Here is a 23,454-nt window from a genome sequence, read left to right as displayed (position 1 = left end):
TTTATGACTTTTAAAGGTTAAATTGCCATTATTGCCAAATTTCACATAAAATATATTTCTTGACTTTTATATTTTATTTTCCTGCAACGCTAGTGATAAATTTAGGCTCTATTCTGCTCCCAGCAGAGTAAGCCACGTCCGGCTCCAGCGCTTAGCGGCTAGTGTGCTTTTGTGCTTTTCCGAAACAAGTTTCATTACGGATGAACGTACCTCTTTTAGCGATTCAACTTAGAATGTAAACTAGGCATTCACACATTTTCCTCGAAAACATACACTGTTTTGAAATACCCCATTTGAAATGGAAAGGAAAGATATGGATGAAAAAGTTGACGTATTTGCTGCTATTTTCAAGTCTAATGCTTATTTTCCTGTCAGCATGCAATTCCGATACCAAAACGGAAAAAACACCAATCAAACTGGCTGAAGTTACCAGGTCGATATTTTACGCACCACAATACGTTGCAATTGAAAAAGGACTTTTTGAAGAGGAAGGATTAGATGTCGAGCTGCAAACAACATGGGGCGGTGATAAAACAATGACATCCTTGTTGTCAGATGGTGCAGATGTTGCGCTTGTCGGTTCTGAAACTTCTATTTATGTCTATAGCCAGGATTCAAAGGATTACGCAGTCAACTTTGCCCAATTAACCCAAACAGATGGGACTTTTTTAGTAGCTAAAGAGGAACACCCAGATTTTAAGTGGGATGAACTTAAAAACAGTACATTTTTAGGTCAGCGTAAGGGTGGGATGCCGCAAATGGTTGGCGAATTTGTTCTAAAGAAACATAATATCGATCCACATGCAGACTTAAATTTATTACAGAACGTTGATTTTGCAAATATCCCAGGTGCATTTGTTTCAGGGGATGCTGAATACGTTCAATTGTTTGAGCCGACTGCGAGTATTTTTGAAAAGGAAGGAAAAGGCCATATCATCGCGTCATTTGGTGAAGCGTCCGGACACGTTCCCTATACCGTTTTCATGGCAAAAGAAAGCTATATAAAGGATAACAAAGAGACGATCCGGAAATTTACAGAGGCTGTTTACAAGGCACAGCAATGGGTTCAGGAAAACAGTGCAGAAGATATCGCCAAGGTTATACAACCATATTTTGAAGACACTGACCTTGAGATGATCACTTCTTCCATTGAACGGTATAAAAGTCAAGGTTCCTTTGCCACCGATCCCATTTTAGATGAAGAAGAATGGAATAATCTGAAAGAGATAATGCAGGAAGCTGGTGAATTACCGGCAGATGTACCATATGAAGATTTGGTAAACACTGATTTTGCAAAGGATGTTATCGGTAAGTAAGGAGGGGAAGTTGGTGTCATTTCTTACTTTAGAACATGTATCACATCATTATTTTTCGAAAAAAAGTTATACAAAAGCACTGGAGGATATCTCGCTTTCCGTGAAAGACGGTGAATTTGTTGCACTACTTGGGCCTAGTGGATGTGGAAAATCGACCATATTATCCATTATTGCCGGTATTATTAAGCAAACCACAGGTGAGGTCCTGCTCGAGGGAAAACCCGTTCCAGAATCTGAACTGGCAATTGGTTATATGCTTCAGCAGGATTACCTGTTTCCATGGAAAACAATTATTGAAAATGTACTAATCGGTCCGAAAATCGGGCATAAGAAAACAAACGATATAAAAGAAAAGGCATTAGAGCTATTGGAGGAAGTCGGGCTTGCAAATGTTGCGGATGCCTATCCTGGATCACTCTCAGGTGGGATGCGCCAGCGGGTTGCCTTGGTACGTACACTGATTACGAACCCCAAGATTCTACTGTTGGATGAACCATTTTCCGCACTTGATTATCAAACAAAGCTAAAGCTTGAAGATTTGGTATCGGAGTTACTGCGGTCTTATCAGAAAACAGCCGTTTTGGTTACACATGATATCGGTGAAGCAATTTCCATGAGTGATCGAATTTTACTTATGAATGCAAATCCGGGTTCTATCACAACTGTTTTTGAAGTTCCTATCGAATTGCGTAACGAAAAACCCTTTTTTGTGCGCAGACACCCAAAATATCAGCTATTGTTTGATAAAATCTGGGAGGCATTAAATAAAGAAGATGCAACCAAGGAAAAGGTGGTGCAGGACCAACATGAAACCGAAATCTGACCATCATCTTTTTGAGGCATATAAACGTAATTTGCAGCGTGAAAAGAAAATAGTACTCACCTGGCAGCTTATTATTTTAGTCGGTTTTTTTGCGATCTGGGAAATCACCAGCAGATTAAATTGGATTGATCCATTGCTATTTAGTTCACCCTCCAAGGTTATTCAACAATTAATTGAAAAATTTTCAGATGGATCAATATTACCGCATATACAGGCAACCATATTGGAAACCGTGCTCGGCTTCATTATCGGAACGCTTGCCGGTATCCTCATCGCAACCATTCTTTGGGCATCACTAAGATTATCTAAAATAATGGATCCATATCTCGTTATCATGAACGCCATGCCAAAGGTTGCCCTCGGTCCAATTATTATCGTTGCACTTGGCCCCGGATATACGTCTATTATTGCAATGGGGGCCATCATTTCCGTTGTGATCACGACACTAGTTGTTTATTCAGGGTTCAGAGAGGTCGACCCAAACTACGAGAAAGTATTAAAAAGCTTTGGAGCGAGCCGCTGGCAATGTTTTAAAGAGGCCATATTCCCTGCCACAATGCCGACCATGATTTCGACATTAAAGGTGAATGTTGGACTATCTTGGGTAGGAGTAATCGTCGGCGAATTTCTCGTTTCCAAAGAAGGATTAGGCTATTTAATCGTGTACGGGTTCCAAGTATTTGATTTCACATTGGTCATGTCAAGCCTGATTATCATTGCAATTGTCGCCGGTATCATGTACAAAGGAGTCGAAAAAATCGAAAGCTGGCTGATCAAGCATACTGGGTAACTCAAAAGCCGAAAGACCATTGGCTCAAATCGACATACAAAGGATCAACATTTTTCTACTTCAAATAACACCTGGAAAATTTCCTTTCAGGTGTTATTTTTGTGGAAAAATTTGTCTGCGTTTTTCTCTATATACCCCATACATTGAGGTAACACGCCATCCTTCATAATAAAACTGTACAAATCATTATGTTTTACATCATTCGGAATACTATCCAGCAGTAACGGTCCATCGGTTTCGAAGTACGTATGCTGCTGTGTTAAATCACTAACCGTGGCAAAATACACGTTTTTAATAATATTACCGCCTTTTCCAGCGACAAAATATTGTCCGATATACGCTATTTCCTTTACCTTTCCACCAGTTTCTTCCATAACTTCACGAATTGCCGCTTGCTTCGCTGTTTCACCTTTCTCCACCTTGCCACCTGGAAATTCAAATCCACGATCCTTGTGTTTGGTCAATAACCAGTTATCCTTAAATTTACAAATAACCCACACATGCTTGGGGGTTTTCGAAAAAGGCTGATCAGCAAAGGAAAGCTTAACCTCATTATTGTAGTAATCCTTAAAAATATTCATCGTTCAACTGCCTTCACTTCCTAAAAGTTATCAGGAATAGTCAACATTTGTAATCCTCCAGCCATCGTCATAGGTAAAGTCAATTTCAATCGAATACACGCCATGTAACGCTGACCTGCTATGCTGTACCACTTTTACTTGGTTCTTTTGCAATTGTATCACATTAAAGTCATTATTTTCATCCAGCCAAGCTGGTGTTTCTGTAGGAATGATGTACAACCCATCATCCTCTTCATCATAGTACATGTCAATGAATTTTTCTGCTGTTTCTTTGGATGCAACCTGGTCAAAGGCCTTGATTAATGCTTCTTTTGTTTTAAAGTTCGTTACTTTATAGTTGTTACCAGTATCCTGCACGAGCAGATCCATAAATTTATTCGTTTTCGCTATTATTTCTTCTTTGGTAATTGGCTGCTGCTTAGACTGATCCTTATTCACTGTACTGCTTGCTGCTTCAGCATAAGTGTACTGCTCATTGCTTGCAACTGCCATTGTTAACCCGGTTTTCGGCATGAAAAATAGTAAAGGTAGTACGATTACAGTAATAATCCATTTCGTAACATGATGATTCCGCATAATAAAATCCTCCCCGGTTGTAAGTAAGTACCTTGTTAGTTAGGATATTCCTATTTACGGAGAGGATTAAACCTCTAATCGACCAAGATTACCTTATCTGTTATATTCAGCTAAATAAGGCCGTCACCCTTTGCGTATTCCATTAAAACAGGAAATTTGAATCTTCTCCGATCAAATTTCCTCACAATTTCTATCTATAAGAGGATGTTCAAAAAGTCCGGTAAAAATGACACTTCAGGATAGGGGATCTTCGACTAAGTACCGACACGTCCTGTGTCGAACGTCGAAGTCACCACCTCCTGTGGAAGCTCGTTGGCTTGTTTCTCCGCTGCTCATGTATCTAATTCATACATTCCGCTGCTCGAAACTACGCCGCCTCGAACTTCTCGGTCCTTTTCATCCTCCTTTTTGCACACACTCTATAAATGTCTATCCGAAAATATCCCCATATTTTCAATATGCCGTTTTGTCTCCTCGTCACCAAGATTATAAATCATTTGAAACGCTTCGGTCATATTGCTATCGTAATCGTCATTCGATTCATCGTTGTGGTATTGCATTATCGGAACATGTGCCCGAAAAAATGCCCGAAAATCGGCGTCATTCATTCGAGCCATTTTGTGACGCAGCATACTTGCTTCGTTCTCTGTTGCATAAATAACAAGCTCTTCATTATTCCCATATTTCACCTGAGAAATTTCCTGACTACCCATATTTATATAAAACTTTTTCTTTTCCATACAGCAAACACCTCCTGTTATTAATGTGGCTAAAATAACAGGTTTCATGTATGTAATCGGAAGTCGGAAATCAGATGCCAGAGGTCAGACTGCGGTTAAAATGATCACAAATGAACCCATCAACGGATAAACATTGATGGGTTCATTATTTAACAGCACAGATTTATTGAAATGCTGTTTGTGGTGTCCGATTTGCGAAAATACAGCGACCTTTGCCATGTGGTATACACATCGGTGTCCCAAACATCGGATCAAAAGTAACATCACATTTCATTTGAAAAACTTCATGTACTAAATTACATGTTACGATTTCCTCCGGTTTTCCTTGAGCGAAAACCTGTTTGTCTTTGATCGCAACAATATGATGGGCATACCGGCAAGCAAGATTCAGATCATGCAAGACCATTACAACGGTGCGTCCGTCCTTTTCATTTAATTCAAATAATAAATCAAGTACATCGATTTGATGCGTCATATCCAAATAGGTTGTTGGCTCATCCAGCAAAATCGTGTCCGTTTGCTGTGCCAGTGTCATAGCGATCCATGCCCGCTGACGTTGTCCGCCAGACAATGAATCAACGGTACGATCTTTTAATTCTAGCATATTTGTAGCTTCTAGCGCATGATTAACAGCATTTTCATCATCCTTTGACCAGGATTTTAGAAAACCCCGATATGGATGTCTCCCCTGCTTAACAAGATCCATTACGGTCAGTCCTTCTGGGGTTACAGGACTTTGCGGCAAGATAGCCAGTTTCTTCGCGACTTCCTTTGTAGCCATTTTCGCAATATCCGCACCATCCAGAATAACATCTCCACCTTTAGGCTTAAGTAAACGTGCCAACGACCTGAGCAACGTTGATTTACCGCAGCCATTCCCACCAATAAATACGGTAATCTCACCTTTTGGAATTGTTATATTTAAATCATCAATAATAATGTCTTCACCGTAACCAAGTGTTAAATCATTTGCTGTTAACGTTTGCATTGGAATCTCTCCCCCTACATCCTGCGTGGAAAACCTACACAAAATATGTATGGTTTTTTAAGTATCGTATCTCTAGTTTATTTGCTTTTGGGTCATTAGTCAATGATTTTGAGAATCTTTATCAATTAGTTTTTACATTTACGTGAATCTTATTGCAGCAAATGCTTTTTTATCTTCCTTTTCGAACACAGTATCTTCTGCTTTTTAGGGGTGTATCCCCCATTCCATGCAAATCATTTCCACTTCCGGCAAAATACTATTTTTTCATACGTTCAAGCCATTTCACCAGTTCCGTTCGTACTAGTTTATTGGAGGCATTTCGTGGCAGCGAATCGACAAAATAAATATGTTTTGGCAGTTTATATGTTGCTAAATAATTCTGCGCATATTGGATAATTTCCTGCCCTGTAACCTGTCCATCTGCAACTACAAAGGCTACTGGGACTTGTCCCCATTCTTCATCGACCTTTCCGACGACACCTACCTCATCAATTTGCTCCATTCCGGATAGAACGCTTTCCACCTCAGTTGGGTAAACATTTTCCCCTCCAGAAATAATTAAATCCTTTCGTCTGTCGACAACGTATAAAAAGCCACCCTCATCCAGGTAGCCCAGATCCCCGGTTGCCAGCCAACCATCCTGAATTGTTTTTTTCGTTACTTCGGCTTTCTTAAAATACCCCTTTGTGACCATTGGACCTTTGACAAAGATTTCCCCGACAGGATCGTCTGTAGGGTGAGCAACCTGTAATTGCGCTGGGAATAAGGCTTTTCCTGCTGAGCCAATTTTATTTAGCGCATCTTTTGGACTTAGTGTAACAATTTGGGAGGATGTCTCTGTCATGCCATACGATTGAAAAACAGGGATATTGCGTGCTTTTGCCTTTTCCAATAAAGGTTTTGGCGCTGGTCCGCCTCCGAGCAGCATACAACGAAAAGCATCTGGGTACCTTTCGCCGCCTATCAACTTTACTAATCGCTGCAGCATTACTGTTACAACTGATACAATTGTCACGCCTCGACTCATGATCGCATCATGGACAACCATTTCATCAAACTTTTCCAGTAAATAGACGGGCATTCCATAGATAACACTTTTCATAAAGATGGAGAGACCGCTGACATGAAAAATTGGCAATGTGGCAAGCCATTTGTCACCCGCACTTAAACCAAGATTTAATGCTGAACCAATTGCACTCCACCAATGATTTCCATATGTATGAATAACACCTTTCGGAAAACCGGTTGTCCCTGAAGTATAAATAATTGTAAAGGGATCGTCTAAGTAAAGCTCTGTCATCAGCTTGACGTCAGATTCCGGTAATCCCGTAATTTCCGTAAAAGTTTTAACTGATACGGAAAGATTCATTTGCTCTATATCGTTGATCAATTTATCACTCGTTAATACTAGTGATACTTCTGCATCGTTTAATTGGTAATTTAATTCTTCCCCTGTTAAGCGCGTATTAAGCATCACCGAAACAGCACCAAGATAGCTTAATGCATGGAGCGCAATCACCATGGCAGCATTATTGTTCGATAAAATCCCAACATGCGATCCTTTTTGTACACCGATGTGTGCCAATTGTCTAGCAAACCGCTGGCTCGTTTCCTTTAATTCTAAAAAAGACATCGTATTGCCATTTACATATTCAATTGCTGTTTGTTCTGGTGCCAGACCAGCCTGCTTGGTTAACCAATGCGGAATAACTTCTGACATGAATGTAACCACCCTTGAAATTAGTTAGAAAAACCTTTGCTATATAGCAAAGGTTTTGACTGCTTTGGATTGTAGCGACAAATATTGACCCCGCTGATGAACAAAGGCGGAAGCGCCCGGTTTAGCGACGTATGGGCGGACTGAGCCGTAGGAGATAAAGGAAACATGCCCCTGCAAAAGGGGTATGCCGACGTTGGACGCAAAGTCCGCCTTTAGTCGGCCTTCCTTTACACCAACCGATGTTGACTTATCGTACGGAGGTGAGGGAAGTCCACTAGTCGTTGGGCGCTGGAGCCGGACGCGGCTGTCGCAGAAAGTGACATTAACGCAGCCTAAAATTTTTATACTTTTCTATAACTCAAGGAAAGCGCGGGAACTGATCCCAATCAGGCTTCCTTTTTTCTTTAAATGCATCGCGGCCTTCTTTTGCTTCGTCGGTCGTATAGTAAAGAAGGGTTGCATCGCCGCCCATTTGCTGTAGTCCAGCAAGGCCATCTGTTGCGGCATTAAAGGAAGCTTTAAGAAAGCGTAGTGCTGTCGGTGATTTCTCCAGAATTTCCTTGCACCACTGCAGTGTTTCTTCTTCCAATTGGTCAAGCGGAACTACTTTGTTTACCATGCCCATTTCATATGCTTCTTCTGCATTATATTGTCGGCAAAGGTACCAAATTTCCCGTGCACGTTTTTGACCAACCATTTCTGCAAGTAATCCGGCACCATACCCAGCATCAAAACTGCCAACTTTTGGCCCGGTTTGGCCAAAAATAGCATTGTCTGCGGCGATTGTCAGGTCACAGCAAATATGCAGCACATGGCCACCGCCGATTGCGTAACCGGAGACCATTGCAATAACCGGTTTCGGAATGGTCCGCATTAATCGCTGTAAATCAAGGACATTTAAACGCGGAACCTGATCATCTCCAACATAGCCGCCATGTCCCCGTACTGTCTGGTCACCACCAGAACAAAACGCTTTATCTCCCGCACCAGCTAAAATAATAACGCCTATAGCCGAATCATCGCGGGCATCAGCAAACGCATCGATCATTTCGTTTACGGTTAATGGTGTGAATGCATTATGAACGCGTGGGCGATTCATCGTAACTTTCGCGATTCCATTGTACTTTTCATAAATTATTTCCTTATACTCTTTTGCTTGTTCCCATTGTACAGTCATTGTTTTTCCTCCTTCTGAATAGTTGCTATGTACTTAGCAAAGATGGTGTTCAAGAGGTCGAGTAAAAATAACACGCAATAAGAATTTTCCACTAAAACCACCCATCTCAATAGCCAACTGCGGAAGTCAGCTCGTCCTCCGAAAGCCGACTTCTTGGTAACTATTAATACTTCCCAAGGTGTAATGGAAACTTTCCTCGGTACGCTCCACGCTGTCTCGAACCGGGTGCCCGGGATGTACAAGTTTCAGCGATGCAACAGGATTGCGGTGTCAGCCTACCCCTGATCCTCCTTTTGAACACACTTTTAAAATGAACTCCGTTACTATTTTACCAAAAAAAGTTGGCTGTTCCACGTGAATTGCATGACCGACATCTTCAACAATGATTAAATCACCTGATTGCAAGCGATTTTTCAGCCTTTGATTAAGCTTCACAAATTTTTCATCCAATGCACCAGCAACCAGTAATACGGGCACAGATAATTCCCGAACCTGCTCCCACCATGATGGCTGTTTTCCCGTCCCCATATACCTTAAAGACTGTACTAAACCTGGTGCAGATTGCGAAAGCCGTTCATCCCGAATTTCCCGCCTTTTTTTAGGAGGCAGTTTTCTTTGCGTTTGAAAAAGCGGAATATCTTCCCAGAAATTCACAAAAGCGCTTATCCCCTCTTGCTCTATTTTTTGTGCAAGATTTTCATCGTGAGCCATTCTTGCTCTCCGTTCATTCTCTGTTTCCAGCCCTGGAGATGCACTTTCCAATATTAGTGAGGCAACCATTTCCGGGTACATCATGGCAAATGATAACCCCGTTCGCCCGCCCATCGAATAGCCAAGAAGATGTACCTTGTCAAACTCTAAATAGGTTAACAATTGCATTAAATCGTCACAGCATGTCTGCATCGTCCTTGGTGTCTGCGTTCGTGTTTTACCATGGCCAGGCAAATCAATCCTAATAAACCGAAATTCCTTATACCATGTGTCAACAACTGTGTTCCACGTTGCTGAACTTCCGGTAAAACCATGCAGTAGTACAACAGGGGGCCCTTGTCCGGTAACTTCATACCAATAAGAAGCATCGTTGATCGTTACATACATGTTAGTCTTCCTCACCATTCAATAACTCATGTTCAATTGCTTGCCATTTTGCACGATGCCACTGCATGTTTTGCTCGCGATCTGTTTTCACCTCAATTACCGATAAGCCCCCTTTTTTGTAGCTAGTTTCAAAGGCATGTTGTAATTCGGGTTGGCTGTTTGCCTGATAGTAATCACCGCCATACATCTGTACCGCATGTTGAAATTCGATATCAATTGGCGTACCGAATAATGCTTCAAAATGATCCTCCTTGTCATTTGCTTGCGGTAAAAAGGAAAAAATCCCGCCTCCATTGTTGTTGATTAAGAGAATTGTTAGGTTAAGCTTATAGTGTTTGGCCGCAAGCAATCCATTCAAATCATGGAAAAAAGACAAATCACCAAGCAATAAAGTAATATGTGACCCGCCAGCGGCAGCACCAAGACCGCTTGATACCATTCCGTCGATCCCGTTTGCCCCACGATTGGCAAGAACCGTCATATCTTTCGAGGTTGTCATAAAGAACGTATCCACATCCCTGATTGCCATACTATTTCCGACATACAGACTGCTTTTCTCCGGTAAACAATCAAGCATACACCGAACAGCATCACCCTCGGTAAGCAACTGAGCCTCACTTTGTGCAAGTAAATGTTTTTTTGCAATTGAATTTATTCGCTGCCACATTTCAAGCCATGTTGATTTAGCGTTTACCTCCGCAGCAGACCGGGTGAGATCCTCACAGAGCAGCTTTGCATCTGCATATACAAACTCAGTTTTATTTCCTGCCGGTTCCCTATAACCAGCGTGTTCCTCAACAATAAATTGTGGCACATTTTTATGTTCTTTTACATAAAATAAATAAGGTTTTGAGACAGGCATTGCACCAAATCGGATAATGTAATCCGGTTTTAACTGTGTACGGATTGTTACATCACGGAAAAAAGCGTCATACCCTTCGATCACATGATCTTTATTATGTTCTCCTGCCCGCATCCCTGACAATGGATCTGCCAGCACCGGTAATTGCAGTGCAGCTGCTAGATTAGTTAAAGCTTCAGGAAGGTCATCGCGATATTGCGGACCGCAGACGATGACTCCTTTTTCATTGCGCTGAAGCTTGCTGATTAGAGTTTTTAGCTGGCTCGGGTGTAATCGTTTGACACCGTCAATTGTTGGATGAAAGTGTTGAGCTTTCTTCTCCCCCCATAAGTTTACTATGGTGAAGTCCGGGATAAGAGGTTCCCGTAATGGAAAATTCAAATGAACCGGTCCACTGTTGCCTTCCATCGCCATATGAACGGCCCGCGCAGCTTTGCTTCTTACATAGTCGAGCATCACATCATTTGCTTCTGGCAGTGCCATCTCATTAAACCATTTTACATAATCACCGTACAATTTAATTTGCTCAATTGCCTGCGGGGCGCCTACATCGCGTAGTTCATGCGGGCGGTCAGCCGTTAACACAACTAACGGTACCCTGCTGTAGTTCGCTTCGACAAGCGCCGGAAAATAATTTGCTGCAGCCGTTCCTGAAGTACAAACGAGCGCAACCGGCCGCTTAATTTTTTTGGCCATCCCTAATGCAAAAAAAGCGGCAGATCGTTCATCAATAATAACCCACTGCTTTAGCTTTGGATGCGCCCGGATTGTCATCGCTAGTGGTGTTGATCGTGAACCGGGTGAAATCACAGCTTCTGTTAGGCCACTTTTAACTAATTCATCAACAAAATTGGCAATATATCGTGTTAATGTTTCCGTATGTTCCATGTTTATCCTCCTAAAACGGACAGCATTGGCGCAAATTTAATTAACGTTTCTTCATATTCCGCTTCTGGATCGGAATCTTTTACGACTCCGCACCCTGCGAATAATGACGCTTCATCTCCCTGAATAAGCCCGGATCTGATCGCGACCGCAAACTCGCCGTTTTGGTTACTGTCGAGCCAGCCGACCGGTGCCCCATACCAGCCTCTATCCAATAATTCATATTCCCGGATAAAGGTAAGAGACGCTTCTCTCGGAACACCACCGAGTGCTGGTGTCGGGTGTAATTCCTTAATGATATCAAAAATACTATACCCGTTTTTGAGTGTAGCCCGAACAGGTGTATATAAATGCTGTAAATTTTTTAATGGATAAATAACGGGTTTATCGGGAATTTGGATATCCAAGCAATAGTGCTTAATTGCATTTTTTATCATCTGCACAACATAATCATGTTCCCCCCGATTTTTCGGATCGTGTAATAACGTTTTACTGATTTCTTTATCCTCAGCAGTTGTTTTTCCTCTAGGGGCAGTTCCTGCTAAACAGGTAGAAAGCAGTTGATTTTGCTCCAATTTCACCAGTCTTTCCGGTGTTGCTCCAACAAAACAATCGTCATCATGCTCAAAGGCAAAAATATAGCTATTCGTTTGAGAAGTTAAAAGTTTTTTTAAGACAGTAGTGATCGCTGGTTGTTTTGAGAGCTTTAAACGCATTTCACGTGCAAGTACTATTTTTTCAGCCTTGTTTTGGTTAATTTTATCCGTTGCCTGTTTAACTAATCCTTTCCATTGTTCCGGTGCAATTTCTTCCTTTTGCTTCAGCCTTACAGCAACTGGATGACTATTTGTATATCCCAAAAAGCAGCCAGCTGTTTTTCTTAATTGATGTGCAAGCTGGCCAGTATGGTCATCCTTGGTTACCTCTGTATTAATCGTCAAATAAAAGGCAGATTTCTGTTTGGTTAACGTCAAACGCGGCACCCGGAATTCACTGTTTTTAAATTTCTTCCACAGATCCGTATTGTCCTTTTTCGGATCAAACCTCATTCCACCAAGCGCAACCAATCCAGTGCCAGGTGTTTGATAGGGATTATGAATCAACGCATTGCTGACGAGATTTTCCCATTGTTTTTCTGTTTCCTGAAAACGATTTTCGTCCGCTATGAGATGGCAAACTGTACCAGCCCCAACTAAACAGAATTCATCTGCTGTACTTGTCCAAAAAGTACGATTCATCCCCTGATCTTTGGCCGCTTCAAAAAATTGGAGCGGATCTATTTCATCTATTTTTTTTGTAAAACTAACCAGTTGTGCAGAATCCGTGTTATTCGCAAGCACAATTGCTTGATCGAGCAACGATTCCAGCAATGCCTTCTTTGTTTCAATCATTCATGCTACCTCCGTTATACACTAACAGTCATAAAACTTCCTTCTCTATTTTATGCTCTTTTACATGGTTTCTCAAGGAATGGGGCATATTCCCCCTATTAAATACTATATTAGGTTCTTTTCCCACTCATTGTCTATTGGTTACGAATTTATCTCATCTGCTTATTGACACCCTATAACGAATTGCCTAAACTTAATATGATATTGATGTTCAGGGGGAACACATTTATGCATTCAACAGATAAAACAAATATAAAACATGTCTTAAATGAAAAAGAAGGCTTTCAAATATGGTGGCGTCTACTGCGGCCACATACATTAACCGCGTCATTTGTTCCCGTTTTTGTCGGAACGATGCTTGCTTATATCGATGGTTCCATAAACATCCCATTATTTTTAGCAATGCTTGTTGCATCCATGTTAATTCAGTCGGCAACAAATATGTTTAATGAATATTACGATTTTGTACGTGGACTAGACAATGAGCAATCTGTTGGGATCGGTGGCACAATCGTCCGTGATGGAATTCCGGCAAAAACGGTACTAAATTTAGCCATCGCCTTTTTCGGTATCGCGATGCTGCTCGGTATTTATATTTGCGCCGTATCCAGCTGGTGGATTGCAGTCATTGGTTTAGTTTGTATGCTTTTCGGCTATTTATATACAGGCGGGCCATTACCGATTGCCTATACACCACTTGGCGAATTGTTTTCCGGTTTTCTCATGGGAACCGTAATCATTGGGATCAGTTATTACATTCAGACCTTGGCGATTACAGCCACTGTCGTTTTAGTATCCATTCCGGTTGCGATCTTTATTGGAAGTATTATGATGTCCAATAATATTCGTGATCTGGACGGTGATAAAGAAAACGGACGAAAAACAATTGCAATTCTGCTCGGCAGGAAAAATGCCGTCCGCTTTTTAGGGATATTGTTTTTCATTGCATTCGGGCTGACTGCTTATTACATTATTGATGGATTATTACCAGTTTGGTCGATCATTGTGTTTATCAGTGCAGTTAAAGCAGTGGACGTAGTAAAAAAATTCCAGGGAAAAACCAAACCGCTGGAAATGGTGCCTGCCATGATTGCCACTGGTAAAACAAATACAATCTACGGATTTTTATTAGGCGTTTCATTATTACTCAGTAAGTTATTTTAAGCAGGGGAGTTGTTTTCGATGGATTTTGGCCATACACTAATGGAATCACTTGGAATCGAAGTACAAACACTTGAGGAAAATCTCGTAGTTATGACAATGCCTGTTGATCATCGGACACACCAGCCTGCTGGTTTTCTGCATGGCGGAGCAAATGTCGCGCTTGCAGAGAGTGCTGCAAGTATAGGGGCATTTGTCCATATTGATCCGGATAAGTTTAATGTATTTGGTATCGAAATTAATGCTAATCATGTGAAAAGTAAACGTGAAGGTACAGTAACCGCTAAAGCCGTTCCCCGACATATTGGAAAAACGACCATGGTTTGGGAAATTAATATTGTCGATGAAACGGAAGATCTCATCTGCATCTCACGCTGTACAATCGGAATTGTTCCTAAGAAAAAATAACAGGAAAGGAGATCACGATGAACCTCAGCAGCGAAAAAATAGCTTATTTTAAAAATCGGTTAAGAACCATGAAACAAGAACTGATCGTTGACATGAAGAAACATGAAGGTACTAGCCCCAATGATTCCATTAACGAACTTGCTGATTATGACAACCATCCGGCAGACATGGGTACAGAGCAATTTGAACAGGAACGCAATACCGGATTTGATCAAATGCGCCGTGACCGGTTACGGGAGATCGATGACGCATTGGCAAGAATCGAGAACGGCACATATGGAGTAAGTGAAAAATCAGGAAAACCTATACCGGAAGAACGATTGGAAGCAGAACCGACTGCACGATACTTAGTTGAAGAGGAATGATAGTTGATAGGCTGTCTCATTTTGAAGGAGGCAGCCTATTTTTGGCTGAAGGTTGACACTAGGTCGAGGATTTAATCGGTGGGTTCAGCGAATTTCCGGCTTGGTTCAGCAACTTTCAAAAAATTTTTGGCAATTTTTAAGGATAAATAAAGATTAATTCCTTGATGGAGGGATCGTTTTAGTTTGAAAAAATAAATGCATTCCCCTTTTCAAATCTGCAAAATGATTGTATACTAATATACAACAATAGAATATCGATTCCATCTTCGGGGCAGGGTGAAATTCCCGACCGACGGTAATGAGCAGTATTGTTCTAAGTCCGTGACCCGCCTGAGCAAAGTCTCGGCGGTTGACCTGGTGTAAGTCCAGGACCGACAGTTACAGTCTGGATGGGAGAAGATGTCGAGCCGTTTTCTGGTGCATTGTATGATGTGCTATTTATTTCCTGTATATTAAACTTACCCTAAAGCCCCGATTAGGCAGGCTTTAGGGTTTTTATTTTGCGCGGGAAATGGCTTATCCTTCATCACGAGATGTGAATCGATAAACCGATGAAGGAGGAATTGATGATGCGATCGACAAAACTGCAATCATCACGATTACTAAAGCTTATTATTCTTGCATTACTAGGAACAATTTCGCTTTTATTATTTTTCTTAAATTTCCCGGTGTTACCAGGTTTCGGGTATTTAAAAATCGATTTCAGTGATATACCGGCGTTAATTGCTGGATTCATTTTTTCACCACTTGCCGGGGTAATCGTTGAGGCTATTAAAAATATCCTTTATGCGGCTATCGGTGGTGGAGAGCCTGTAGGAATAGCTTCGAATTTCCTGGCTGGCGTAATGTTTGTCGTTCCTGCAGCTTATTTGTATCATAAATTTAAAGGTGTCAAAAGTGTCGTATCAGGTTTAATCGCTGGTACAATTATGATGGCAATTGGCATGAGCATCTTAAATTATCTCGTTTTTTTACCAATCTATGCATTGTTTATGGGAATGGAAGAGATGAGTATAGAAAGTGTAAAGTGGTATACCATAATCGCTGGAATTCTGCCGTTCAATATAATAAAAGGAATTATCATCGGAATATTATTTGTTCCATTATTCGTTAAAATGCGCAGCTGGATTGAGCAGAAGCAAGCAAATATTGTATAACCATAAAAAAGCTAACCCTGGATATCGGGGTTGGCTTTTTATGTTCTAGGAAATTATAAAATTTATACGCTGGGGTAACTGGATAGTCGAGAGGGGCCACGTCCAGCTCCAGCGCCCAGCGGCTAGTGTGCAACACCCGCCTTCGTACGATAAGTCAACATCGGTCGGTGTAGTTGTTCGGAAAGTTGCTGATGTTCGGCCAAAATTGCTGAACCAAAGTCAAAAATCTTGAACATACTAGCAATAGCCGCCGAACATGACCTGAAATTTGCTGAACCTCACAACAGCAACACATTAAGAAGGTACAGAAGAGATATCTCTTCTGTACCCTCAACGCCAGATTACTCACTATCAACATTGATAAATAATTTACCATCTGCTTCCTTACGGGTTTCGTTGCCATAATCATCAACCACTTTTACTTCAATAACAGCTCCATCAGCTTTCACATTATTCGTCGCCGTCCAATAGCCTACATAATGACCGTCAGAGGTTTCCCGCATAGGTAATTCTGTTGCATTACTGACACTTGCCTTTGCATTTGTTAGTGGCATGTGGATAAAGAATGTAGCATCAAATCCAGGCTCACTGTCAAATTCAATTTTCACGCTTTCCCCTGCCTGCAGATTTTTATCTTCTGCAGGTGTTACATTTTCAATGGCAGGAGCGTTATATTTAGCATCGATCGTAACGGTTTCTTTTGCCTTATTACCTGCTTGATCTTTGGCAACCACCTTTATTTGATTTTCACCGTTATCAAGCAAAATACGTTTGGAATACTTACCATCCGAAACCTCTGCTTTTTGACCATTAACTTTTACCCAGTCAAGGTTGGCATCATCGACCGTTCCTTCAACAGTAACCGTTTCACGATTTGTCTTGTCACCGTCTTTTGGACTGTCGATGGTCAGCTCCGGTTTAGTGGTGTCTAATGTCACCGGAACAGGTTCTGATTCGCCGGTTACCGCACCATCCAGCATTGACACAGCAGTAAACTCATTTTCACCCTCTGACAGTTCCGCTGGTATAGCAAATTTTCCATCGTCGCCTACCTCAGCCGTACCAACTTCTTCCCCATTATTCTTCAATTGAATCGTTGTCGTCGGTGATGCTGTACCTTCTACCGTGATATCCGCTTCATTCGTAATTAGATCTGCATCCGGTGATGTAATAACCGGTGCCGTTACTTCATAGCTTACACGGGCACGGATCATATAATTTCCTTCAATGGCCGGGGACGGTGACCAAGCCCCACCAACAAGCTGATAGCTGCGTTCAGCATTCGGTCCATCCTCATCTGTAGCCAGACCCGGTGTATTCGGATTAGCATGGGTTTGAATATAAACCATATAGAAATCGCCATCAACGACAATGTTATGCTCACTTAAATCGACCACAGTCCACTCACCATTACGTAGTGCTTCCGCGTCAATTGGACCGGCTAATTTCTTGCCAGGTGCTCCATCTTCACCTGATGCATCCCAAACTTCGACAGCAAATTCGGTACCACCTGGGACAGGAAATTCCGTATCCCAGAAGCGGAACACACCATCTGTGACAATCGCGGAATCTTTGCCTTCAGGTAAGGACATCTTCACTGCCCAGCCATTTCCAGCATCATAGAATGCTCGGGCATTTTCAGCGGTACCATCATCATAGCCGATTTCTCCGCCCGGATAGCTGAAAAATGGTTCTAATTCTACATCTACATTAAGATTCTCATCGTCAACCGTAATTTCTACTTCCTTACTGTGATAATCACGGGCCATCACTTTAAGGGTGTAAGAACCTTCATAAGCAGTTAGTGAATAATTACCGTCACCATCTGACTTTACCGGTGTAACATTTGCGTCTTCTATTAGAAGAATGGTTGCACCCTCGATTGGTTCACCCGTTTGTTCATTTGTGATTGTACCACTGACAGTGCCTTGCGAGAGTTCCGTTAATGTGAAATCTGCTTCAGTGACACTATCATTTTCGATTGTAACTGTTTGCTGTTCTGAACTAAAACCATAGGCTTCCGCTTGTACGGTAAATGTTCCCGCTGGATGTGCTAAGGAATACGATCCATTTGCTGGATTTGTATTAACCGAACGTCCACTTTCCAGAACACTTACTTGCGCACCTAATGGCAATAGTGTAGGATTAATTACGTCCTCTTCCACAGGAGGGTTTTGTTTTTTAGGTAATTCCGGCTTGATTTTGGCTGGATTTACCTTTTCTTTTAATGCTGCTTTTCCATCGCTGTTAATTACGCCAAGACCAATGTTACTCTTGCCTTTATTTGCCTCGGTATTTGAAGCTGGGACATTTCCTAATCCTATTCCATGTCCATTATTTATGCCTAATCCCTTGTCAGCTCCATGATTTTTTCCAAGTGAAACATTACTGCTTTGTGGTGAAGCTGTAAGCGCAACGTCATCAATATACCACCCAGCCTTGGTAATACTGGAATCAGATGTTACATTGAAACCAATATAAATACGCTGTCCGCTATATTCGGAAAGATCAATCTCTGCATCCTCCCAACCATCTGTTGTACCTTGCATTCTAGTTAACTGTATCCATTCCTCTTGATCGGTAGAAACAAATACATGACCAAAATCATAAGCACTCCCTGAGTCATATTGTTCCAGTTCATGCCATTGTTTAAACTGCAAGTATGCATCTCCTTCAGGCAGATCAATTGGCGGCATCACAAGAGTTGCATTCATATTACTTTCATAATCTCCGTCAAGATTTGTTGCATAGACTTTTTCACCTGATGCTGCACTTTCGGGACCTGACGTTGGTGCTCCCCATTCCCAGCTGTTCTTTTCGCCAAATGATGTCCAGCCTGTTGGTTCTGCTTCAAAGTCTTCCGAATAACCAACGGAAATCCCAGGTTTAACATTAATCGTATATTCTTCGGTAACGACTTCATTGTTTCCGAAATCATCGATTGTCCACTTATAAACAAGTGAATCTCCATCAATTTGGTCTCCAGGAATGGTTGCGCGATATTCACCTGCTTTAAAATCACCAGAAGTACGGGTAGCTTCAACCGATTGCCATTCGCCATTTTTATCCTGATACTGCAAAACTACCGATGAAACACTGATATTATCATTAACCTCAATCGTTACATTAAGATCCATTCCTGCATACGTTTCTGCAGGTGCGTTATGTTCGAATGTAGGGGCTTCATTATCTTCCCCTTCTTTCGTAACCTGACCTTGCAATGTTCCAATTCCGCTTTCAACCGAAGATACTGCATTATATGCATTGACCAACCCATACCCATATCCGTTATTTGGCGATTCCGGATACTCATCATCGGTCAATGGCGTTGCTGTATTTATTAAAATCTCTTCTATTTCGTCAACTGATAAACTCGCATCAACTTGACGTAATAAGGCAACAACCCCTGTTACGGCTGGGCTAGCCATGGATGTACCATTATTTCCGGCATAACCATTTCCTGGCACAGATGAACGAATGCCAGCCCCTGGAGCCGAAATATCAGGTTTTATTTCGTCATATGGGGATGGTCCACGTAACGAAAAACCAGCAATCTTATCGTTTTTATCCGTCGCACCAGTTGCAAAAGATTCTGGATAATTCCCAGGGTTTGCAACCGATCCTGGTCCCCCTGGATTTCCATCATCAACGTTACCTGCAGCAAATTGCGGAAAAATACCGGCAGCACGCCAGTTAATAACAACATCACGATACCACTCATCAAGTCCTGCTCCGCCACCCCAAGAGTTATTGACCACATCTGGAGCCATATCGACTCTGGCATTTCCGTCTGCATCTGTAGGGGCTAAAATCCATTCACCTGCTGCTAGTATATCGGCATCTGTTCCGGTTCGTCCCGAGAATGCTCTAGCAGCAATAAACTTAGCACCCGGGGCAACACCGATCTGGTTTGTCCCGTCTGCCTCACCACCAACCATTGTTCCGGTAACATGTGTCCCATGACCGAGATCATCTATTGGCTCCGCCTCGCCAGCGGTTGCATCAAACCAGTTAAAGTCGTGATCTACTTCTCCGGTTGCCGCATCGTATCCACGATATTTTTCTTTCAATGCTGGATGATCCCATTGAACGCCACTATCAATGGTGGCTACAACTGTCCCGGATCCATCAATACCCATTTCCCAAGCTTGCGGGGCACCGATACGATCCACGTTCCATTCCACATTTTCTGTTTCGGCTTTCGGTGTTTTCGTTTCAGCTACTTTCGACTTGAATAATTGCCGTGTTTCATTAGGCAATATTTTTTCAACTTCATTAAATGTGGCAATCTTTTGAGCAACTTCTTTTGTTGCTGTAACCGCCATTCCATTAACAATATAATAGGATTTTATATCCTTGGCATTGCCTTTTTCAGCCTGTTTTTCAAGGTATTGTGTTACATTTTGCTGTGATTCGAGCGATGTTGTTTTAAGCTCGGAAACAACAGCGGAGCGCTGGGCAAGTTCTGTCTTTTGTGCCGTTAACTTTGCCTTGCTCGCACTATCCTTGGCTTCCTTTGCGATCTTTTTGGTATCTGCTTTTTCTTTGAATTTGACTAAAAAGGTAACATTATCATTTTTATCAAATTCATCAAGCAGACTTTTACTTACTTTTGCTTTTGCAGCAGTTTGTGAATCATGTAATGACTGAAACAGCTTGTCATTCTTCTCAGCACTAGCCATTCCCGGTGCCAGTAAAGAAAATGTCATGAGTAACGAACTCACAATACTAAAGAGCCGTATTTGCCGTTTTCTTCTCAATTCCTTTCCTCCTCCCGATTTTTAAAACTGTGCTTTTTGTAAAAATTGTCACTGATTTACGACTGCTCCAACTGGTTTAAGAGAAGCAACCCGAAACCCATGACAATAGAAAAAAGACACCCCTTTCCCCCTTTCTTTACTACACAATAGTTAGTGAGGATCTAAGCTGTCCATTGTACCGTTTGTATAATTCTGGCTGTTATTAAAAATTATAATGGATTCTGTATAAAAAAGATGTCGAATGGTGTCGTTTTAAATCAGAATTTTCATAATTGATAAATAAGAACTGTTTGCCCAAGTTTTATAGCCAGTCCATAGACCTAGTCATGACTTGCCATACCTTCCTTGTCTCCCTCTACCTTTGCTGTAACGCTATTTCAAAGGTAATGAGACTATTAAACTATTTTTCAAAATTTTTTATAATAGACAAAAAATGCGGAGATTCACCTAGAAAACATTTCCATATTCGAGTATTTACGTGGTATAAAACGGTAAATAGACCCTTTTCATCTATTTTTGGATGAAAATTGTCCTTAAGCACATCTTAAGTCGCATTAATGAATCATTTCAAGGGTGTCCAAAGACTCATATTTTCTCATATGCAAAAAGCCTTAATCCATTAATGGATTAAGGCTTGGACATAAAGTGAAACTCACCTGAATGCTTGCTAAGCGAATCGGACCAGAACGGGCTGTTTACCACACCCTTCCCGTTTTTGGTTTACCCATGCCTAGAGGTGAGGGTTTTAAAGCCCGTTAAGGCGTGATAAAAATTATTTTTTATCAGTCTTCAAGCGGATTTAAGCTTTCCTCTCCGGTTAGAGACGCAATCATGGTGACCAGTAACTCGATTTCTTCATCCATATCCTTCAAGCTTGATGTTTCAACAGGTGAGTGCATGTAACGCAATGGCAGTGATACGAGGGACACTGGTACACCGCGACCAGTTAACCGCATTTTATCTGCGTCTGTCCCGGTCATTCTTGGTGTCAATTCATATTGAACATTGATATTTAATTTTCGAGCTGTTTTTTCCAATAATTTGTTGATTTTAATATTAATCGGTGCACCTTTGGCAAGGACAGGTCCTTTATCTAACCGGACATCACCATGTTTGTTTTTATTTACGCCAGGGTAGTCCGTTGCAAACGTGACATCACAAGCAATCGCCATTGCAGGTTCAATACCAGCTGCAGCAAAATATGCTCCGCCCATATTTGTTTCCTCGTTGACGGTACTAGCTGCATAAACACCAACCTGGCATCCTTGTTCGGAAAGACGGCGCAGTACTTCCGCTACAATAAATGATCCAGTGCGATTATCCAAGCCGCGACCAGATACATATCGTTCCATCAAGATTTCCGGGTCAGTTTGATAAACAGCAAGATCACCAATTTGCACATATTTTTCGGCTTCCTCTTTCGTCTTCCACCCACAGTCGATGAACAAATCCGCTAAGCCAAAGTCATCCTTCAAACCGCCATGATGCTGGGCATTCACCCCGATCACGCCGGTAACGGTCTTGCCCGATCCTAATACAGTTGTTTTCATTCCAACCGCCGCTTTCGGATTGATCCCTCCCATTTTGTCAAAGTGCAAAAAACCTTCTTTGTCAATTCGATTAATCACGAGCGCTATTTCATCACAATGTCCGGCAAGCAACACTTTAAACGGTGCATCCGGATTTAACACGCCGATCGCATTCCCCGCGTTATCGGTTTTAATCTCATCAGCGAAATCTTTTACATAGTTGATCCATTTTTTTTGAATTTCCATTTCACTACTTGATGGTGAAGGTGTATGTAATAGGGTTAATAAAAAGTCCCGATTTGCTTGTTCCACGTCATATTCCTCCCTTGATATTTTATACATTACAATCATAGCAAATTTTTAAAAAGGAAGCACTTTTGTTTACGAATGAAGTCCTTCGGGTTAGAATTTAGTCAACTATCCACTAAAGGGAGCTGTTTGCCAATGAACTTGAACGAATGGTATGAAAAAGGAATGTTACCTGATACATATATCGAATCCATGCAAGAACACAAGGAAAACCTGCTCTATATTTATGATCATTTCACTGTGCCTGACGATCAGGCATTTGTCAACTCTCTTAAAGACAGGAATTTACGGGTGATCGTTTTAACGGAGGATTGGTGTGGGGACGCCATGCTTAATGTCCCGATTCTGTTAAGACTTGCTGAGCAAACAAGCATGTCCGTAAAAATGCTGCTTCGTGATCAGAATTTGGAATTAATGGATCAGTATTTAACAAATGGGAAATCTCGTTCCATTCCGATCTTTATTTTTATAAATGAAAACGGGAATGAAATTACCAAATGGGGTCCGCGTGCTGATAAATTACAACGCTTTGTCAACGCATCCCAAAAAGAATTACCGCCAAAGGTTGCCGATGATTACAAGGAAAAATTTAACGAAATGCTGCTTTTCATGACAAAATCCTTTCGCGATAATACCGATTTTTGGAATGAAGTATACAATAGCCTAAAACATACATTGCAATCTGCCAAGAACTCACGCTAACTAGGGTGAGTTTTTATTTAGTTATAGGAAGTATAAAAATGTAGGCTGCGTTAATGTACTTTCTGCGACAGCCACGTCCTGATCCGGCGCCCAGAAGCTAGAGTGCATCACACCCC

General features: G+C 41.6%; 19 protein-coding genes and 1 riboswitch. Of the genes, 8 read left to right on the top strand and 11 right to left on the bottom strand.

Annotation, left to right across the window (positions count from 1 at the left end; all coding sequences use genetic code 11):
* Positions 1–317 precede the first annotated feature (317 nt).
* Genes IEX12_RS06530 through IEX12_RS06520 form a run of 3 tightly spaced genes read left to right on the top strand, consistent with a single transcriptional unit; the run spans position 318 to position 2,929 of the window.
* The gene (locus IEX12_RS06530; protein ID WP_088053150.1) at positions 318–1,316 is read left to right on the top strand and encodes an ABC transporter substrate-binding protein; all 999 of its coding nucleotides are present in this window, start codon (positions 318–320) and stop codon (positions 1,314–1,316) included.
* Positions 1,317–1,329: 13 nt separating this feature from the next.
* On the top strand, positions 1,330–2,139 hold the full coding sequence (locus tag IEX12_RS06525) for an ABC transporter ATP-binding protein (RefSeq protein WP_088053149.1): 810 nt from the start codon (positions 1,330–1,332) through the stop codon (positions 2,137–2,139).
* Positions 2,123–2,929 carry an ABC transporter permease gene (locus tag IEX12_RS06520; protein WP_088053148.1) on the top strand — a complete coding sequence of 269 codons (807 nt, stop codon included), beginning with the start codon at positions 2,123–2,125 and terminating at the stop codon, positions 2,927–2,929. Before IEX12_RS06525 ends, IEX12_RS06520 begins: the two co-directional genes overlap by 17 nt.
* A gap of 86 nt (positions 2,930–3,015) precedes the next feature.
* Here the strand turns inward: IEX12_RS06520 and ytkD are convergent, their stop codons facing one another.
* The 9 genes from ytkD to IEX12_RS06475 form a co-directional block, all read right to left on the bottom strand.
* The gene (gene ytkD / locus IEX12_RS06515; protein WP_088053147.1) at positions 3,016–3,510 is read right to left on the bottom strand and encodes an RNA deprotection pyrophosphohydrolase; all 495 of its coding nucleotides are present in this window, start codon (positions 3,508–3,510) and stop codon (positions 3,016–3,018) included.
* A gap of 30 nt (positions 3,511–3,540) precedes the next feature.
* Entirely contained in the window at positions 3,541–4,086 is a 546-nt protein-coding gene (locus tag IEX12_RS06510) for a hypothetical protein (RefSeq protein WP_088053146.1), read from the bottom strand.
* 419 nt (positions 4,087–4,505) lie between these two features.
* The gene (locus IEX12_RS06505) at positions 4,506–4,826 is read right to left on the bottom strand and encodes a hydrolase (protein ID WP_102415018.1); all 321 of its coding nucleotides are present in this window, start codon (positions 4,824–4,826) and stop codon (positions 4,506–4,508) included.
* A 163-nt stretch (positions 4,827–4,989) separates the two neighbouring features.
* Positions 4,990–5,814, bottom strand: a complete 825-nt coding sequence (locus IEX12_RS06500; protein WP_088053144.1) for an ABC transporter ATP-binding protein — start codon at positions 5,812–5,814, stop codon at positions 4,990–4,992.
* Positions 5,815–6,070: 256 nt separating this feature from the next.
* Positions 6,071–7,534 carry an o-succinylbenzoate--CoA ligase gene (locus tag IEX12_RS06495; protein WP_088053143.1) on the bottom strand — a complete coding sequence of 488 codons (1,464 nt, stop codon included), beginning with the start codon at positions 7,532–7,534 and terminating at the stop codon, positions 6,071–6,073.
* 358 nt (positions 7,535–7,892) lie between these two features.
* Entirely contained in the window at positions 7,893–8,711 is an 819-nt protein-coding gene (menB, locus tag IEX12_RS06490) for a 1,4-dihydroxy-2-naphthoyl-CoA synthase (protein WP_088053142.1), read from the bottom strand.
* 270 nt (positions 8,712–8,981) lie between these two features.
* Positions 8,982–9,809, bottom strand: a complete 828-nt coding sequence (menH, locus tag IEX12_RS06485; protein WP_088053141.1) for a 2-succinyl-6-hydroxy-2,4-cyclohexadiene-1-carboxylate synthase — start codon at positions 9,807–9,809, stop codon at positions 8,982–8,984.
* 1 nt (position 9,810) lies between these two features.
* Positions 9,811–11,559: a 2-succinyl-5-enolpyruvyl-6-hydroxy-3-cyclohexene-1-carboxylic-acid synthase gene (menD, locus tag IEX12_RS06480; RefSeq protein WP_088053140.1), complete on the bottom strand. Its 1,749-nt coding sequence runs from the start codon at positions 11,557–11,559 to the stop codon at positions 9,811–9,813.
* 2 nt (positions 11,560–11,561) lie between these two features.
* Positions 11,562–12,947: an isochorismate synthase gene (locus tag IEX12_RS06475; RefSeq protein WP_088053139.1), complete on the bottom strand. Its 1,386-nt coding sequence runs from the start codon at positions 12,945–12,947 to the stop codon at positions 11,562–11,564.
* Between the two features lie 228 nt (positions 12,948–13,175).
* Here IEX12_RS06475 and IEX12_RS06470 point away from each other — a divergent pair, with 228 nt between their 5' ends.
* The 4 genes from IEX12_RS06470 (at position 13,176) to IEX12_RS06455 (ending at position 16,038) form a co-directional block, all read left to right on the top strand.
* Complete coding sequence (locus IEX12_RS06470) at positions 13,176–14,111, top strand: 1,4-dihydroxy-2-naphthoate polyprenyltransferase (protein ID WP_088053138.1); 936 nt, start codon at positions 13,176–13,178, stop codon at positions 14,109–14,111.
* Between the two features lie 18 nt (positions 14,112–14,129).
* Positions 14,130–14,516, top strand: a complete 387-nt coding sequence (locus tag IEX12_RS06465) for a hotdog fold thioesterase (RefSeq protein ID WP_088053137.1) — start codon at positions 14,130–14,132, stop codon at positions 14,514–14,516.
* A gap of 17 nt (positions 14,517–14,533) precedes the next feature.
* Complete coding sequence (locus tag IEX12_RS06460) at positions 14,534–14,881, top strand: TraR/DksA C4-type zinc finger protein (RefSeq protein ID WP_230856007.1); 348 nt, start codon at positions 14,534–14,536, stop codon at positions 14,879–14,881.
* 258 nt (positions 14,882–15,139) lie between these two features.
* A riboswitch (FMN riboswitch) is annotated at positions 15,140–15,286 on the top strand.
* 164 nt (positions 15,287–15,450) lie between these two features.
* Positions 15,451–16,038 carry an ECF transporter S component gene (locus IEX12_RS06455; RefSeq protein WP_188724803.1) on the top strand — a complete coding sequence of 196 codons (588 nt, stop codon included), beginning with the start codon at positions 15,451–15,453 and terminating at the stop codon, positions 16,036–16,038.
* Between the two features lie 341 nt (positions 16,039–16,379).
* On the opposite strand, the gene IEX12_RS06450 is transcribed toward IEX12_RS06455, so the two are convergent.
* A complete protein-coding gene (locus IEX12_RS06450; protein WP_371871278.1) occupies positions 16,380–20,747 on the bottom strand; it encodes a S8 family serine peptidase in 4,368 nt (1,455 codons plus the stop codon).
* 833 nt (positions 20,748–21,580) lie between these two features.
* Positions 21,581–22,669 (bottom strand): M20/M25/M40 family metallo-hydrolase, encoded by a 1,089-nt coding sequence (locus IEX12_RS06445; RefSeq protein WP_371871277.1) that lies wholly within the window; start codon positions 22,667–22,669, stop codon positions 21,581–21,583.
* A gap of 102 nt (positions 22,670–22,771) precedes the next feature.
* On the opposite strand from IEX12_RS06445, the gene IEX12_RS06440 reads away from it, so the two are divergent.
* Positions 22,772–23,338, top strand: a complete 567-nt coding sequence (locus IEX12_RS06440) for a thioredoxin family protein (RefSeq protein WP_088053131.1) — start codon at positions 22,772–22,774, stop codon at positions 23,336–23,338.
* Positions 23,339–23,454: the final 116 nt, after the last annotated feature.

This window comes from Lentibacillus populi, from assembly GCA_014642895.1.
Taxonomy (GTDB): Bacteria; Bacillota; Bacilli; order Bacillales; family Amphibacillaceae; genus Lentibacillus_C; species Lentibacillus_C populi.
This window is presented reverse-complemented; position numbering and strand designations above follow the sequence as displayed.